The following is a 15,014-nucleotide window of genomic DNA, read 5'->3' on the forward strand; positions in this document are numbered from 1 at the left end:
GATATTCGTTGAATAAAGGAGAGTTTACATGATAGAAAGTAAAGTTGTAGATTCTATTCCAACTTTGAATGAGAATGATTGTCAAATATGGTGGGCAAGAATTTCAGATTTACAATCATGGCATTACAATTTACTAAATGATATAGAGCGAGAGAAAGCAAATTCGTATCACCATTCGGCAGATCGAGCTCGTTTTATAATAGGTTGCGTAATAAGTAGATTAGTTCTCGGTAAGATACTTTCTATGTCACCAGTCCAAGTACCAATTGATCGAATGTGCTCAGTATGTAAATTGCAGCATGGAAGACCACAATTACCAGAAGGTATGCCGCAATTATCCGTTTCACATTCAGGTGAGTGGGTTGTCGTTGCTTTTACAAAATCTGCACCTGTTGGCATAGATGTAGAACAAATGAATCCAAATGTAGATGTTATGAAAATGGCAGAAGGTGTATTAACAGACATTGAAATAGCGCAAGTTATGAAACTGCCAAATGAACAGAAAATAGAAGGATTTTTAACATATTGGACTCGAAAAGAAGCGGTGCTGAAAGCGACAGGTGAAGGACTAATGATTCCGCCAGTACATATTACAGTATCAGCTCCAAATGATCCTCCAAACTTGTTGGTTTTTAAGGATAGACAAGAGTTATTAAATAATACAATGATGGAAGATGTAAAGCCTAGTTTAGATTATAGGGCCTCTGTTGCAATATTCAGTAAGGAAGTAACTGAAATTACGCAATTAGATGCGGCAGCACTTTTAAATCTTAAATAAAAAAATTATAGAAGAGGTGTTCCTCATGTTAGTAGCGGAAAATAGAAAGAATGAATTCACTTATAACGTACAAGCAATTAAAAATATTTTATTTTCTGGAGATACATCATCCATTCATGCTTTAGAAAAGCTTTTAAATGATACAGTTCAGTTTGATGTTCTTGAACAAGAGGCACTTGGTAGACAGTACATTCCGAAAGAAGCAAAGAATTTCTTTGATAAAGATGGAACATTTCTTTACCGTGTATCTAATATTAGTTATAAAGGCAAGGTGTTATCTGAAAATCTAATTTTTGCAGACACTTCGTTTTTACCGGACGCAATAAAGAGTGAATTAGAGAGTGGAAATATTCCTGTTGAAAAGCTTATAGAAAAGATGGAAGTAAGAAGAAATGTATTATATGAAGGATATCAGCCATCTGGAAATATTATTGAATTGTTTGATGGATGTTCTGTTACAGCGAATGTGTATCCAACTAGAAAGTATCAAATTGTAAGTAAATGCAAATGTGTATTTTATATTTGTGAAGTGTATCATGCAGAGAATATAAAGCAATTACTTAAATAAAAACAAGAAACCAGCCTATAAAATGGCTGGTTTCTTGTTTATTTAACAGCTTCTTTTAATTCTTTACCTGCTTTAAATGCAGGAACTTTACCAGCGGCGATTTGAATTTCTTCGCCAGTTTGCGGATTACGTCCTGTACGAGCAGATCTTTCGCGCACTTCAAAAGTTCCAAAACCGATTAGTTGAACTTTATCTCCAGATTGTAATGCATTAGCAATTGTGTCAAATACGGATTGTACAGCTGCAGAAGCGTCCTTTTGAGAAATATCAGCTGATTGAGCTACGTTTTTAATTAATTCTGTTTTGTTCATGTTTTCACCTCATAAAAAAATTTTTGGAATGAATGTTTTAGTATAATAGATAGTAAACATAAAGCTATCACTATGATTAGATAGAATACTATATAATTATGTTAATTTCGTTGCAAGAGACTGAATCCCTTCTATTATTTAGGGATTAATTAAGAATCGATGCATATAAAAAGCTTTAATATGAGGATGAGGGGGAGTATATGAATGATTTTTCGTGAAAAAAATGAGAAGGAAAGTATATTAATTCGTCAACATGATCATGGTTTTTTAGCTGGAGAGATTGCAAAACATATAAAAGAAGACTTTTTTGAAAGTAAAACATATTTAAAAGAAACAGTTGATGCAATATATGAGCATGACAGAGGATGGATAGAGCTTGATAAAGTACCAATTTTGAATGATGCTAAAAATATTCCATATACATTTATGGATTGTCCAAGCCCATTACGTTTTGTTTTTTATACGATTGGTTTGAATGAAATTGAAAATTCTAATCCATACGGGGCATTGCTTTGTAGTAAACATTTTTTATCATTTCCACTAAACGAGGAAGATGAAGAGATGATGTCATTTTATAAACATGAATTAGAACGACAAAAAAGAATTTTGAAAACGTTAACAAAGGAACAGTTTGCGATGTTCGATAAACATTATAGATTATTAAAGTTTTGTGATGAACTTTCTTTATACGTATGTATGAATAAGCCTGGTGTCAAAAAGAAAGATGAAATTGACTTATTTAAAGATGGTTTTGAAGGAACAGAAATGTTTAATAGTAAAGAGGAGAAACTTATTCAAGCTGAATGGGTGGACGAGGAAACGATTCGGATTACACCATTTCCATTTCAAACGGAATTTTATACGTATGTAAAATATAAAACGATAAATAAGCATGAAATGAAAGAAAAAGGGATTGCAAAGGCTGATAGAGAATCAGAAATGAAGAAACAAACCATTCGTTTCATACAATAAGGAGGTAATATAAGTTGAAAGATTATATATTAAAACAGTGTGATTACCATGCTTGGGCTAATACTAGATTATTCAATCGATTAAAAGAGTTACCAAACTATGAGACGATTTTTAATGAGCAGATACAGAGTGTATTCCCATCCATTAAGGATACTTTTGTGCATATTTATATTACAGATCAAGTGTGGTTACATATATTGCATGGTAAAAGTATGGATGAAGCAATACAAGACCGAGAAGATTTACGAAAACAAATTGAAACTAAATCGTTACATGAATTAGAAAAAATGTTTGAAAACATGGCAAATCAATATAAAGAGTTTTTAATTACAATACAAGATGTGAATGCTGTATTTGTTATTGAGAATCCATATGTAGGGAAATTAGAAACTTCGATTTTAGAATTAGTGCAACATGTCGTAAATCATGGTACATATCATAGAGGAAATATAACAGCGATGATCCGTCAACTTGGTCATTCGTCAACAATGATGGATTTTGTACTGTATTTACATATGGTTAAAAAGCAGGGAGAGTAATATAGTTTGTAAAAAGGAGAGGCTTTAATTGTAGAAGTCTCTCCTTCTATTTTATCCGGCATTAATGGTAGATCGACTGATTAAAATTTTACTTTATTTATTAAGAAGCTTTATTTTCTTGTAATTGCTTAGCGTATTGTACAGCCTTATATGCATTGACTCTACCGTTTTTCCAGTACGTACCTGTACCACTAATTTTATCAGTAGTAGACTCAATAATTTGGCGGATTTGTGTATTGCTATATCCTTGATTTGCTAAAAGAGCTGCGACTCCTGCAACATGAGGTGTTGCCATAGATGTACCACTTAATGATTGATACGTACTTCCTTTATATGTTGAATATATATTTGAACCTGGTGCTGCAACATCTACCCAGCTACCATAAGTAGAGAATGAAGATTTTCTATCTGATTGATCTGTAGAAGCAACTGCAATTACTTCGCTGTAATAAGCAGGGTAATTAGCTTTTGTATTTCCAGCATTTCCAGCAGCTGCAACTATAACAGAGCCTTTATTCCATGCATATTGAACGGCTTGTTGTAATGCAGTACCACCATTTGGAGCTCCTAAACTTAAACTAATTACTTTTGCACCCGAATCAGCAGCTTCTCGAATACCTTGCGCTACAGCATCAAGAGTACCACTTCCTTGATTATCTAATACGCGGACAGCATAAATTGAAGTTTGTGGGGCAACACCAGCAATTCCGACGCTGTTATTCGTAAGTGCTCCAGTAATTCCAGCGCAATGTGTACCATGACCATTACCATCATCAGATGTATTGTCGTTATCAACATAGTCATGCCCGTAAATTACTTTCGAAGCCAAATCAGGGTGTGAGCCTTGAACTCCTGTATCAATAATAGCTACTTTTACACCAGGATCACTTCGTTGGCTATCCCAAGCTTGTGGAGCTTGAATCTTTTGTAATCCATATTGATTATTAAAATATGGGTCGTTTGGAGTCCAAAAGGCGTGAACGTAATAATTCGGTTCTGCATATTCCACATCTGGATTATTTTTATAACTCTTTATTTTTTCTTTTACAGTACCTTTTGAAAATTGTACGACTTCAAAACCTAACTTATCATCTTTAGATAAGACATTAGCTCCGACAGATTTATGAAAAGATTGCACATTACTTAAAGATGCATTTTGTTTGAACTTAACGATTAATTGGTTAGGAACGTAATCAGTAGATGATGTTTCAGCACTTGAAGTATTCGTGTTAAAGAAGAAACCACCAATAATAAATGATAAAACAGATAGGAAAACAAAGATTTTGTTTTTCAAAAGATTTTTCCTCCCTTTTCTTGGATGAGTTTTTCAGCGACACTTTAATGTCGCATTCCTTTTCAACTATATAGTTAGACCATACGATTTATGACATTTATGTGAAAAACTTTTGGAGGAATAAAAAGGAGTAAATATTGATATAAATATATTTTTAATGATAGTAATTGAGTAAAAGAGGGGATGAAAAAAGGAATGCTCATCATGTATGAGTCATTCCTTTTTTCATAGATTAACTTGCCTGTTTTTTATTATTTTCTTTCAATTTCTCTGCTTGTAAAAAACGATTCGTTTCAGCAACAACAATACTACTTAATCCAATTAGACCAATCAAGTTTGGAATTGCCATAAGTCCATTTGCAATATCAGCAAATGTCCATACGATTCCTAGCTTTAAATTAGCACCAATTGCAATCATGACAATAAAGATTGCTTTATAATATTTAACTGCACTTTCTCCGAATAAATAAGCTACACATTTTTCTCCATAATACGACCAACCTAAAATAGTAGAGTAGGCAAATAAAATAATTGCGATACCGAGAATCATACTACCAGCAGTACCAAATACAGATTGGAATGCAAGTGTTGTAGCTTCAACGCCAGTTTTACCAGATTTCCAAGCGCCTGTAGTGATTAATACTAGTCCTGTAATTGTACATACAATAAACGTATCTAGAAAAGTACCAGTCATTGAAACTAAAGCTTGCTTTGCAGGCGAATCAGTTTTTGCAGCCGCAGCAGCAATTGGTGCACTCCCTAAACCAGCTTCGTTCGCAAATACACCACGCGCCATTCCGATTTGGATAGCTGATGCAACTGTTGCCCCGATAAAACCACCAGCAGCTGCTGTACCATTAAATGCACCAGAAAAAATAAGTGAAAATGCTTCTGGAATTTGGTCGTAGTGATAGAAAATAATGATAAGACCAGCAATTATATAAAAGAAAGCTTTAATAGGAACGACATATCCCGTCACTTTCCCGATTTTTTTTACACCGCCTAAAATAACAATTGCGATTAAAAATGACATTACTATACCAGTTAAAGCAGGAGGGAAAGAGAAATTAATTCGCATTGCCTCTGCAACTGAATTAGATTGCACCATATTACCAATACCGAAAGAAGCAGTTGTACCAAATATAGCGAATAATATAGCAAGCCATTTCTTACCTAAACCACGCTCTAAATAATACATTGGTCCACCTGAATATTCACCATTTTCATTACTAACACGGTATTTCACTGCAAGTATTGCCTCTGCATACTTTGTTGCCATACCGAATAAAGCGGTAATCCACATCCAAAATATTGCACCAGGACCACCAATTGTAACAGCTGTTGCAACACCGGCTATATTTCCCATACCAATCGTTGCGGCCATAGCTGTCATAAGTGCTTGGAAGTGACTAATATCTCCAGAAGAAGAGGCATCTTCTGATTTTTTAAATGCTAGTTTGTGAGCGTATAATAGTTTACTAAACTGTAAACCTTTTAAACGCACTGTGAGAATGATACCTGTTCCAACGAGTAGCAACAAAGTTGGTAATCCCCACACGTATTGATTTAGTTGTTCTAATACTTTACTTACTGTCTCCATCTTTATTCTCCTTTTTTAGAAAAAATAAAAACCACTTCAAGTAAATGAAATGGTCTCTGGAGAAACAAGGGATAGAAAAATAAACCGATACAATCGGCTTTTTCTTTCGCTTGTCTCTGTCCTTTTACCTGAGAGATTATCCGCTAAAGTAGCGGATTTGCTCCTTCGGTGCTCGTTTTCCTCCGCGCTCTATGAAAGCGAGAGGGAGTCTCTCCAGAGATTCGTCCCCATGCAGTTCTACTTGTAACCAAGACCTGAGAGTTTCAAAGTTGGTATAACAACTTTTTGCCCCGTCGGTAGATCAATAGACCTTCTCCTGAATGGTTCATCCGAATTATAAAATTTATAAACACATTGATTGTAAATCAATAAAAACATTATAGACATACAAATTGTGAATTGCAATCATTTTTTATTTTAAAATAGTAAATAGTTTTATTTTTTTGTAAGTCCTAATTTATCTTCAACTTCATTTAAAGTAGATAAAGCGATGACAATATGTTGATCCGCAAGTCCTAAAGCTTGTTTTGTTTTTTCAATAGTTTCATTGGTTGGAGTAGAGTTATTTGCTCCGTCTATAATTAAATTTGCTGCATTTTTCATGAAATTTGATGCGGATTTAAACTGAGTTGTGAATTGAAGTAGTTGTTTTTGTATATCTATATCTGTTATGTTTTCTTCAATTTTAAGCGTGTCTATTTCGTTCATAATTGTTTCGTACTGTTTGGAAACAGCACTCATTGTAACTAATAGTTTATTTCGATCTACTGAATCTCCATTCGTGTTAATCTCTTCCCAGGCAGGTAACCAATCTTTTTCGATGATGTCATTATAATGAGTAGTCAATTCATTAATTTTAGGTTGTAATTTCGTTTTGAAAGTTTTTGTCTCCGCTGTTTCTACAGTTGCTTTTTCGCTGTTATTATTAACATTAGTAACGTAGAAAATTGTACCAAAAATGATGAAAATAGAAATAACAACTGTCCATTTAGTAAAAAGTAATTTCTGCAATATGTAACGCCTCCAAAATTTAAAAACTTATAATTATAATATATAACAATAATGTTGTTTAAAGTAGAGAAAATAGGTTAGAAATAATTTAAATTATGTCTTTTCTATACGTGAATAATTAAATTTAGTAAAATGACGAAAGTTATATGCGAGAAAAGAGGGTTTTTAGTGAAAATGAATAGAAGAAAACTGGTTTTAAGTATTTCAATGGCTATGTTATTAGTTGGTTTATTTGCACTCATATATGTAGACAAAGAATCTAAAATTAAAGATTTTCCAGTGCCAATGTCAGCAATCCATATTAACGATGATAATGAAGAGGACTATCAATATACAAGTGTAATGCCTATTACAAAGGCAAATGGATGGGAGAACTTAGGGGAAAACGGGCATACTGTTAGTTTTAAAAAAGAGGAGCGGAAGGTAACTGTATTACATTATCCAGGAGAAATTACGTATTATTTATTTGAAAAATAATTGATGATAAGAGAGATAGGGAGTAGATGATAATGTAGGATTGTTTACTTTCTATCTTTTTTGGATTTTAATTCTGAATTGTTTGAATTTAAAATAGTATGCGTATAGAATAAAATAGTATATTTTATTGAATGATATAAATAGTAATACATAATTATATTATGTAAACTATAACTGGGATAAGAAAACAAAGTAAGAGATTTTAATTTTTATATTTTAGATGTATTTTTACACGGTAAGTATTCTCGTAATCAACTTACAACATTTACGGAGGGCATCAAATTTTGATTAAGTAATGGAGTTGATAACAAAAAATTAATGTTTGTGTATATGGAAAAATAGAAAGTATGGCGAGTGGGAAATGGATTGGATCATAAGGGGGAATTAAAAATGCTACTAAAAACAATCTACTGTAAGGTGGAAGAAGAGAAAAAGGAATTGTTTTCAAATGCGCAAGGAAAATGGCGTGATATACGGCACCTAGATGGGTTTCATGGACAATTTGGTGGATGGTATGAAGATGAGGCATGTGTATTTACTTTATGGGAAGATAGAAGTACATATCAATCATTTATGAATGGTGCTCACGATACAATTTATTTAAATAGTAATCAAGAGGATACGTTTCTTTCATGTGAAATTGAATTATTTCAAACGTTGTATGATATAACTGATACGCATTTGAAAGACGTTGTTACAGAAGGATCATTCGTAAGAATTGCTATATGTGATGTAAAGGTGGAAAAGGAAAATCATTTTTTACAGAAGCAAGAAACAATTTGGAATAAAGGAATGGAAAAAGCAAAAGGAATGTTAGGTGGAGTAGTTGGGAAGTCTTTAAAAAATGAAAATCGTTACATAGTGTTAACGTATTGGAAAGATGAAAAGACGCATCAACATTATGTGGAAGAGATTTTCCCAGGTTTATATAAATTAGCTAATATTCATGAAGAGATAGAAGAGATAAAAGGAAAACAAGCTGTATGTAAGGAAGAATGGCTTGTATATTAAACGCTGAAAAAGTGCATAAATGAATGTATAATAAAGATATTTTCTTATAAACAAGTAATTAATAGAAGACGTTATATACCCTTTCATGTTAATATATTTAAGTTATAATAGGAGGCTTACCCTTTTGTATTGTACGGTAGAAGCAGTGTGAGCTTGAAATTTTTTTTAGAAAAGGATGTGCCTAATTTGCGTATCAATAAATTTATTAGTGAAGCTGGAAAAGCGTCTCGACGTGGAGCGGATAAACTAATTAATGAGAGAAGAGTAATTATTAACGGTAAGGTTGCAAAAATTGGTGACCAAGTGAACCCAGGTGATGATGTACGAGTAAATGGAGAGCAGCTTCGAATTGCTCGAGATCACGTATATATCGCTTTAAATAAACCAGTAGGTATTACATGTACGAGTGAAAAATCAGTAAAAGGTAATATTATCGATTTAGTGAACCATCCTTTACGAATTAGTCACATTGGACGTCTTGATAAAGACTCAGACGGTTTAATTTTGTTAACGAATGATGGTGATATTGTTAATGAAATTTTACGTGCTGAAAACAAACATGAGAAAGAATATATCGTTTCAGTAGATAAGCCAATTACACCTGATTTCTTAGAGAAAATGGCAGCGGGTGTTAAAATTTTAGGAACAAAAACGCTTCCTTGTGAGGTTACACAGTTATCAAAATATGAGTTCCAAATTATTTTAACACAAGGGCTAAATCGTCAAATTCGCCGTATGTGTGAAGCTTTAGGTTATCAAGTATACACGTTAAAACGTACGAGAATTATGAATATCGAATTGAATAATTTACCAGTTGGGCAGTGGAGAGATTTAACGAAGAAAGAGAAAAGACGTCTATTTGCAGACTTAAATTACGAACCACAAGATTGGTAAAATTGTGAAGTGAAACCAAAAAAAATTGGTTTCACTTTTTTAAATTAAATAAATAATTTTTTTAAACACTTGCAAAAATAAAATGAATAAGATATATTAAATAACAATAAATGGATGTTTTACAAAAAGCAAAGAAAAGGACACGAGTTATTTTCCCCGGTTATACAGAGAAGGAAGGAAAGCTGAGAACTTCCTAACGCAGAAAAATAACTTACCACCTTAGAGCTGCACTAGGGAAATGAAGTATCTAGTGCCGTGTATGCGACGTTATCGCAAAAGAAGCCATTATGTTTTTTGTGATGGGAATCTGGGTGGAACCACGGATATAAGCATATTCGTCCCTATATTTAGGGATGAATATGCTTTTTTGCATTCAATTTCATAATAAGCGAAGAAAAGGACACGAGTTATTTTCCCCGGTTATACAGAGAAGGAAGGAAAGCTGAGAACTTCCTAACGCAGAAAAATAACTTACCACCTTAGAGCTGCACTAGGGAAATGAAGTATCTAGTGCCGTGTAAACGACGTTACCGTAAACGAAGCCATTGTATATTTACAATGGGAATCTGGGTGGAACCACGGGTAAAAGCACGCTCGTCCCTATTTTAGGGATGAGTGTGCTTTTTATTATGAAATGGAGAGATGAAAAATGAAAGAACAAATGATTGAAATTAAATTTCCAGATGGTAGCGTTAAAGAATTTGTAAATGGAGTTACTTTAGAAGAAATTGCTGGATCCATTAGCAGTAGTTTGAAAAAGAAAGCAGTCGCGGGGAAAGTAAATGATGGATTATATGATTTACGCCGAAATATTGAAGAAAATGCGGAAGTGGAAATCATTACTATAGATTCAAATGAAGGGGTAGAAATTGCAAGACACTCCGCGGCACATATTTTAGCGCAAGCTGTAAAAAGATTGTATGGTGATATAAATCTTGGAGTAGGACCTGTTATTGAAAATGGATTTTATTATGATATGGATCTTCCAAGTAGTGTAAACATAGAAGATTTACGGAGAATCGAAAAAGAAATGAAAAAGATCATAAATGAAAATATAAAGATAGAACGAGTTGAGGTTTCTCGAGAAGAAGCAGCTAAACTGTTTCAAGAAATGAACGACCGCTTGAAATTAGAACTTTTAGAAGCAATTCCTAGTGGGGAAAGTGTAACACTATATAAACAAGGTGAATTTGTAGATTTATGTAGAGGACCACATTTACCATCTACAGGTTATTTGAAAGCATTTCAATTAACTCACGTTTCCGGTGCATATTGGCGAGGTGATAGTAATAACCAAGTGCTTCAGCGCATATATGGTGTTGCATTCTCTTCTCAAAAAGAATTAGAAGAGTATTTACATTTCGTTGAAGAAGCAGCAAAAAGAAATCATCGTAAGTTAGGCAGTGAGCTTGAGTTATTTATGTTTTCTGAAGAGGCTCCGGGAATGCCGTTTTATTTACCGAAAGGACAAATGATTCGTAACGAATTGGAAGCATTTTTAAGAGAAATTCAAAAAGAGTACAATTATCAAGAAGTACGCACTCCGTTCATGATGAACCAAGAAGTATGGGAGAGATCAGGGCACTGGGGACATTATAAAGATAATATGTATTTCTCTGAAGTAGATAATAAAAGTTTTGCATTAAAACCGATGAACTGTCCAGGACACATGCTTATGTTTAAAAATAAATTGCATTCTTATCGTGAATTACCGATTCGTATGTGTGAATTTGGTCAAGTACATCGTCATGAATTTAGTGGTGCGTTAAACGGATTATTAAGAGTACGTACTTTCTGCCAAGATGATGCACATTTATTTGTAACTCCAAAACAAATTGAAGATGAAATCAAATCCGTAATGGCGCAAATTGATTACGTATATAAAACTTTTGGATTCGAGTATGAAGTAGAGCTTTCTACTCGTCCAGAAGATTCAATGGGTGATGATAAATTATGGGAGCAAGCAGAAGCGGCATTAGAAAATGTATTACAATCGCTAAATTATAAATATAGACTAAATGAAGGTGATGGCGCATTTTACGGGCCGAAAATTGATTTTCATATTAAAGATGCTTTAAATAGAAGTCACCAGTGCGGAACAATCCAGCTTGATTTCCAAATGCCAGAGAAATTTGATTTAAATTATATAGATGAAAATAATGAAAAGAAAAGACCAGTTGTTATTCACAGGGCAGTTTTAGGGTCATTAGATCGCTTCTTAGCAATATTAATTGAGCACTTTGGAGGTGCGTTCCCGGCATGGGTGGCACCAGTTCAAGTGAAAGTAATTCCAGTTTCAAATGCAGTACATGAACAATATGCCAATGAGATTGCACATAAATTAGCACAAGCTGGAGTTCGTGTTGAACAAGATGCACGAGATGAAAAATTAGGATATAAAATAAGAGAAGCACAAATGCAAAAAGTACCGTATGTTCTTGTTATTGGGGATAAGGAAATGGAAAACGGAGCTGTAAATGTACGTAAATATGGGGAAGAGAAGTCAGAAGTTATTGCGCTAGATGTATTTGTGGCAAGTATTGAAGAAGAAATAAAGAATAGAAAATATTGATTGTAAAGAAAACACACTATTAGAAATTAGTGTGTTTTCTTTTTTATCTTACAAAAATGTAAGGTAAATGTAAGCGAAATCGAGGGAACGAGTTGTAGAAAAATGAGAATATGAAGTAGGAAAAAGGTTCATGTTACAGGTGTAACTCTTCTTAAATGAATAATTAAAAAATTCTTAAGGATTCACATGACAAAATAATAAGAAATATGTGAGAAATTAATTTTATACAAAAGGGATGGAGTGAAAGAGATGTCAACAAATGTAGTTACTGTAGAAAGTGTAGAAAAAACGTATGGGAAAAGAAATGAGAATCAGTCAAAAGCATTAAGGGGTGTATCGTTAAGTATTAAAGAAGGAGAATTTGTCGGGATCATGGGACCTTCTGGGTCTGGAAAAACGACTTTACTTAATGTGATAAGTACACTTGACCAAGCGACAGGTGGTAGTGTGACGATAGCTGGTACAAATATTACTTCTATGAAGGGCAATGCGTTATCTGATTTTCGCTCTCAAAAATTAGGTTTCATTTTTCAAGATTTTAATCTTCTAGAAAACTTATCAATTTATGAAAATATAGCTTTACCACTTTCTTTGCAAGGCGTACCGTCAAGTGAGATTACTGGAAAGGTAAATGACGTTGCGAAGAAATTAGGCATCACCGAAATTTTAACAAAATATCCGACGGCTGTTTCTGGAGGACAAAAGCAAAGAACAGCGGCGGCCAGAGCTTTAGTACATAATCCAGCAATTGTATTAGCAGATGAACCGACAGGTGCGCTTGATAGTAAAAACGCAAAAAGTTTATTAGAAGCGATGCAAGATTTACATGAAAATCACAATGTAAGTATTTTGATGGTTACACACGATGCATTTAGTGCAAGTTATTGTGAGCGTATTTTATTTATTCAAGATGGTCTTCTTTATAAAGAATTAAATCGTCAAGGCACTAGAGAGAATTTCTATCAAGACATTTTAGGTGTGCTCGCTCATATGGGCTCAGCTGCTGAGTCTAAGTAGGGGGCGAAACTATGTTATTTAAATTATCACGTCATAGTATGAAAAAGATGTTAAAAGATTATATGGTTTTACTTATTGGTCTCGTTATTAGCATTAGTATTTTTTACATGTTCCAAACGATGGCGATGAATAGTGAATTTACGAAGGATAATAGTCTTATTAGTAGTATTAGACTCGTATTCTGGGTAGGTGCAATACTATTATCTTTCATTACTGTATTTTATATTATATATGCCAACTCTTTCTTACTCACATTAAGAAGAAAAGAACTCGGTATGTACATGATGCTTGGTGCAAAAAAGAAAAAAGTAGCACAGTTATTATTTATTGAAACATTCGGTATGGGGATTGTCAGTATTATTATCGGTATTTTAGTAGGGATGTTACTTGCAAGTGTAGCAGGAAACTTTTTAATGAATGGAATGGAAATTTCAGCAAAAGGTAGTTATGCATCTGTATACACACCAGCAATTTTAGTTACAGCTATTTTCTTCTTAATACTATTTTTCATTACTGGCTTAATGAACAGTGTCCGATTGTTACGTAAAACTGAACTAGAGTTAATTCGTGAAGATGAAACACTAGATGAAGTGAAGAAAAGTAAAACTCGCATTATTATAATGACAGTACTTGGTGTATTACTAGTAAGTATAGGGTACTATTTTATGATCAATGTAAAAATATATGCTGAATTAGGTTTTATTATAGCAACCATCGTTACAACACTTGGAACATATTTTATCTTTAGTTCATTACTCCCATTTTTTGTGATGAAAATTAAGGGGAATAAAAAACGAAATGAAACTGGTCTAAATAGTTTTACATATGCACAGCTACGCTTTCGAGTAAATAGTTTATCGAGAGTATTAGGTACTGTAGCGATGTTAATTGCATTAGGGGCAGGTGCGATGACGGCAGGTATGGCTTTCCAAAAAAATGTAGGTATTATGACAGACTTTTCTCGTGTATATGATGTTGTAATTCATGATCCGAATGATCAAGACAAAGCTGCCTTGAAAGAAATGGAAATTGTTGAAGAAAGCAAGTACAAATATAAAGTAGATGGAGAAGCGGTTTATTATTTACGTAACGACTTAACTGCGAAACCACCACTTGTTTCAGACCATTTTGATACAAAAACGTTAAAAGAACCTGTTCGTAAACGTGTGACTGAACCTTTAACAGAACCTATATATTCAGCTTTAGAGGCTCCTGAATTAGTAAAATTCCCTCGTATGCCAAAGGATTGGGAAGACGCAGTTGTAAGAGAGATACAAATTACGCATAATCAATTTAACGGAAAACCAGTAAGAATTGCAGACGAAGAGCATTATAAAGGAATTCAAGGAACAGAACACACTGTAACATTAGCAAAAGTAGATGATATGAAAAAATATAAACTGTTATTGATCGAAATAGACAAGAGACAAAAAGCACAAATTGAAAAAGTAACAGGTGAAAAGGTAGACTTATTTACGAAAATGACAATTTATCAGTTTATGAACAGCTTCATGAGCGGAACAATGTTTATGGGATTTTTCCTCGGAATTGCCTTTTTAGCAATGATGGCGAGTTCCCTTATGTTCAAAATATTAACAGGTGCTTCTCGTGATGTACGCCGTTATGAAATGTTACGAAAAATCGGTGTAAGACGTAGCATGTTAACGAAAAGTATATATAAAGAAATTTCATATTTATTTATCTTCCCAGCGATCATTGGCATTTCTCACGTTTTAGTAGGGCTTAACTTATTCAGCTTTATATTAGTTGACCCGTTTGTAAAAGTGTGGGTGCCAATAGGAATTTTCTTAGTCATTTATTTCATTTATTACTGGATAACTGTTCAACTTTATAAAGGTATGGTAATGCCGAAAGAAGAGGTAGCTAAATAGTTTATGAAAAGAGTCCTTGTGTTGAGAATAAGGGCTCTTTTTTTTTGTTTTTTATTAAGAAGGAAAAGATTGGATAAT

The 15,014-nt window shown here is 33.4% G+C and carries 14 protein-coding genes, 1 riboswitch and 2 other annotated features; of the genes, 10 read left to right on the forward strand and 4 right to left on the reverse strand.

Annotated elements, in window-relative coordinates; genetic code table 11:
* Positions 1 to 28 precede the first annotated feature (28 nt).
* Entirely contained in the window at positions 29 to 778 is a 750-nt protein-coding gene (gene sfp / locus V6946_RS11840) for a 4'-phosphopantetheinyl transferase Sfp (RefSeq protein ID WP_006918580.1), read from the forward strand.
* A 25-nt stretch (positions 779 to 803) separates the two neighbouring features.
* Entirely contained in the window at positions 804 to 1,346 is a 543-nt protein-coding gene (locus V6946_RS11845; protein WP_006918582.1) for a hypothetical protein, read from the forward strand.
* Positions 1,347 to 1,384: 38 nt separating this feature from the next.
* On the opposite strand, the gene V6946_RS11850 is transcribed toward V6946_RS11845, so the two are convergent.
* Entirely contained in the window at positions 1,385 to 1,657 is a 273-nt protein-coding gene (locus V6946_RS11850; protein ID WP_001043905.1) for an HU family DNA-binding protein, read from the reverse strand.
* Positions 1,658 to 1,861: 204 nt separating this feature from the next.
* Between V6946_RS11850 and V6946_RS11855 the strand changes: the two genes are divergently transcribed.
* Positions 1,862 to 2,629, forward strand: coding sequence for a DUF3891 family protein (locus tag V6946_RS11855; RefSeq protein WP_006918586.1), 768 nt, complete (start codon positions 1,862 to 1,864; stop codon positions 2,627 to 2,629).
* Positions 2,630 to 2,643: 14 nt separating this feature from the next.
* Positions 2,644 to 3,168 carry a DinB family protein gene (locus V6946_RS11860; protein ID WP_016122462.1) on the forward strand — a complete coding sequence of 175 codons (525 nt, stop codon included), beginning with the start codon at positions 2,644 to 2,646 and terminating at the stop codon, positions 3,166 to 3,168.
* A 100-nt stretch (positions 3,169 to 3,268) separates the two neighbouring features.
* On the opposite strand, the gene V6946_RS11865 is transcribed toward V6946_RS11860, so the two are convergent.
* The 3 genes from V6946_RS11865 to V6946_RS11875 all read right to left on the reverse strand — a co-directional run bounded on the left by V6946_RS11865 (position 3,269) and on the right by V6946_RS11875 (position 7,073).
* Positions 3,269 to 4,462, reverse strand: coding sequence for a S8 family peptidase (locus tag V6946_RS11865; RefSeq protein WP_406622316.1), 1,194 nt, complete (start codon positions 4,460 to 4,462; stop codon positions 3,269 to 3,271).
* 232 nt (positions 4,463 to 4,694) lie between these two features.
* A complete protein-coding gene (locus V6946_RS11870; protein ID WP_000451035.1) occupies positions 4,695 to 6,062 on the reverse strand; it encodes a sodium:alanine symporter family protein in 1,368 nt (455 codons plus the stop codon).
* Positions 6,063 to 6,168: 106 nt separating this feature from the next.
* Positions 6,169 to 6,289: riboswitch (glycine riboswitch) on the reverse strand.
* Positions 6,290 to 6,497: 208 nt separating this feature from the next.
* Positions 6,498 to 7,073 (reverse strand): hypothetical protein, encoded by a 576-nt coding sequence (locus V6946_RS11875; RefSeq protein WP_001170892.1) that lies wholly within the window; start codon positions 7,071 to 7,073, stop codon positions 6,498 to 6,500.
* A 132-nt stretch (positions 7,074 to 7,205) separates the two neighbouring features.
* Between V6946_RS11875 and V6946_RS11880 the strand changes: the two genes are divergently transcribed.
* The 6 genes from V6946_RS11880 (at position 7,206) to V6946_RS11905 (ending at position 14,936) form a co-directional block, all read left to right on the forward strand.
* A complete protein-coding gene (locus V6946_RS11880; RefSeq protein WP_050566488.1) occupies positions 7,206 to 7,550 on the forward strand; it encodes a hypothetical protein in 345 nt (114 codons plus the stop codon).
* Positions 7,551 to 7,940: 390 nt separating this feature from the next.
* Positions 7,941 to 8,561 (forward strand): DUF4937 domain-containing protein, encoded by a 621-nt coding sequence (locus V6946_RS11885; protein ID WP_000925169.1) that lies wholly within the window; start codon positions 7,941 to 7,943, stop codon positions 8,559 to 8,561.
* A 186-nt stretch (positions 8,562 to 8,747) separates the two neighbouring features.
* Positions 8,748 to 9,455: a 23S rRNA pseudouridine(2604) synthase RluF gene (rluF, locus tag V6946_RS11890; protein WP_001222171.1), complete on the forward strand. Its 708-nt coding sequence runs from the start codon at positions 8,748 to 8,750 to the stop codon at positions 9,453 to 9,455.
* Between the two features lie 122 nt (positions 9,456 to 9,577).
* Positions 9,578 to 9,801: a binding site (T-box leader), on the forward strand.
* A 36-nt stretch (positions 9,802 to 9,837) separates the two neighbouring features.
* Positions 9,838 to 10,060 (forward strand) — a binding site (T-box leader).
* 44 nt (positions 10,061 to 10,104) lie between these two features.
* Entirely contained in the window at positions 10,105 to 12,027 is a 1,923-nt protein-coding gene (thrS, locus tag V6946_RS11895) for a threonine--tRNA ligase (protein WP_000663097.1), read from the forward strand.
* A 249-nt stretch (positions 12,028 to 12,276) separates the two neighbouring features.
* Positions 12,277 to 13,044 carry an ABC transporter ATP-binding protein gene (locus V6946_RS11900; RefSeq protein ID WP_000106426.1) on the forward strand — a complete coding sequence of 256 codons (768 nt, stop codon included), beginning with the start codon at positions 12,277 to 12,279 and terminating at the stop codon, positions 13,042 to 13,044.
* An 11-nt stretch (positions 13,045 to 13,055) separates the two neighbouring features.
* Positions 13,056 to 14,936, forward strand: coding sequence for an FtsX-like permease family protein (locus V6946_RS11905; protein ID WP_006918597.1), 1,881 nt, complete (start codon positions 13,056 to 13,058; stop codon positions 14,934 to 14,936).
* Positions 14,937 to 15,014 lie beyond the last annotated feature (78 nt).

It is taken from the genome of Bacillus sp. PPSBB_2 (genome assembly GCF_045291115.1).
GTDB classification, from domain to species: Bacteria; Bacillota; Bacilli; order Bacillales; family Bacillaceae_G; genus Bacillus_A; species Bacillus_A cereus.

Bases quoted from the DNA above. Each gene is read 5' to 3' on its own strand.
- sfp (WP_006918580.1), top strand. From the start codon at position 29: ATGATAGAAAGTAAAGTTGTAGATTCTATTCCAACTTTGAATGAGAAT.
- V6946_RS11845 (WP_006918582.1), top strand. From the start codon at position 804: ATGTTAGTAGCGGAAAATAGAAAGAATGAATTCACTTATAACGTACAA.
- V6946_RS11850 (WP_001043905.1), bottom strand. From the start codon at position 1,657: ATGAACAAAACAGAATTAATTAAAAACGTAGCTCAATCAGCTGATATT.
- V6946_RS11855 (WP_006918586.1), top strand. From the start codon at position 1,862: ATGATTTTTCGTGAAAAAAATGAGAAGGAAAGTATATTAATTCGTCAA.
- V6946_RS11870 (WP_000451035.1), bottom strand. From the start codon at position 6,062: ATGGAGACAGTAAGTAAAGTATTAGAACAACTAAATCAATACGTGTGG.
- V6946_RS11880 (WP_050566488.1), top strand. From the start codon at position 7,206: ATGACGAAAGTTATATGCGAGAAAAGAGGGTTTTTAGTGAAAATGAAT.
- V6946_RS11885 (WP_000925169.1), top strand. From the start codon at position 7,941: ATGCTACTAAAAACAATCTACTGTAAGGTGGAAGAAGAGAAAAAGGAA.
- thrS (WP_000663097.1), top strand. From the start codon at position 10,105: ATGAAAGAACAAATGATTGAAATTAAATTTCCAGATGGTAGCGTTAAA.
- V6946_RS11900 (WP_000106426.1), top strand. From the start codon at position 12,277: ATGTCAACAAATGTAGTTACTGTAGAAAGTGTAGAAAAAACGTATGGG.
- V6946_RS11905 (WP_006918597.1), top strand. From the start codon at position 13,056: ATGTTATTTAAATTATCACGTCATAGTATGAAAAAGATGTTAAAAGAT.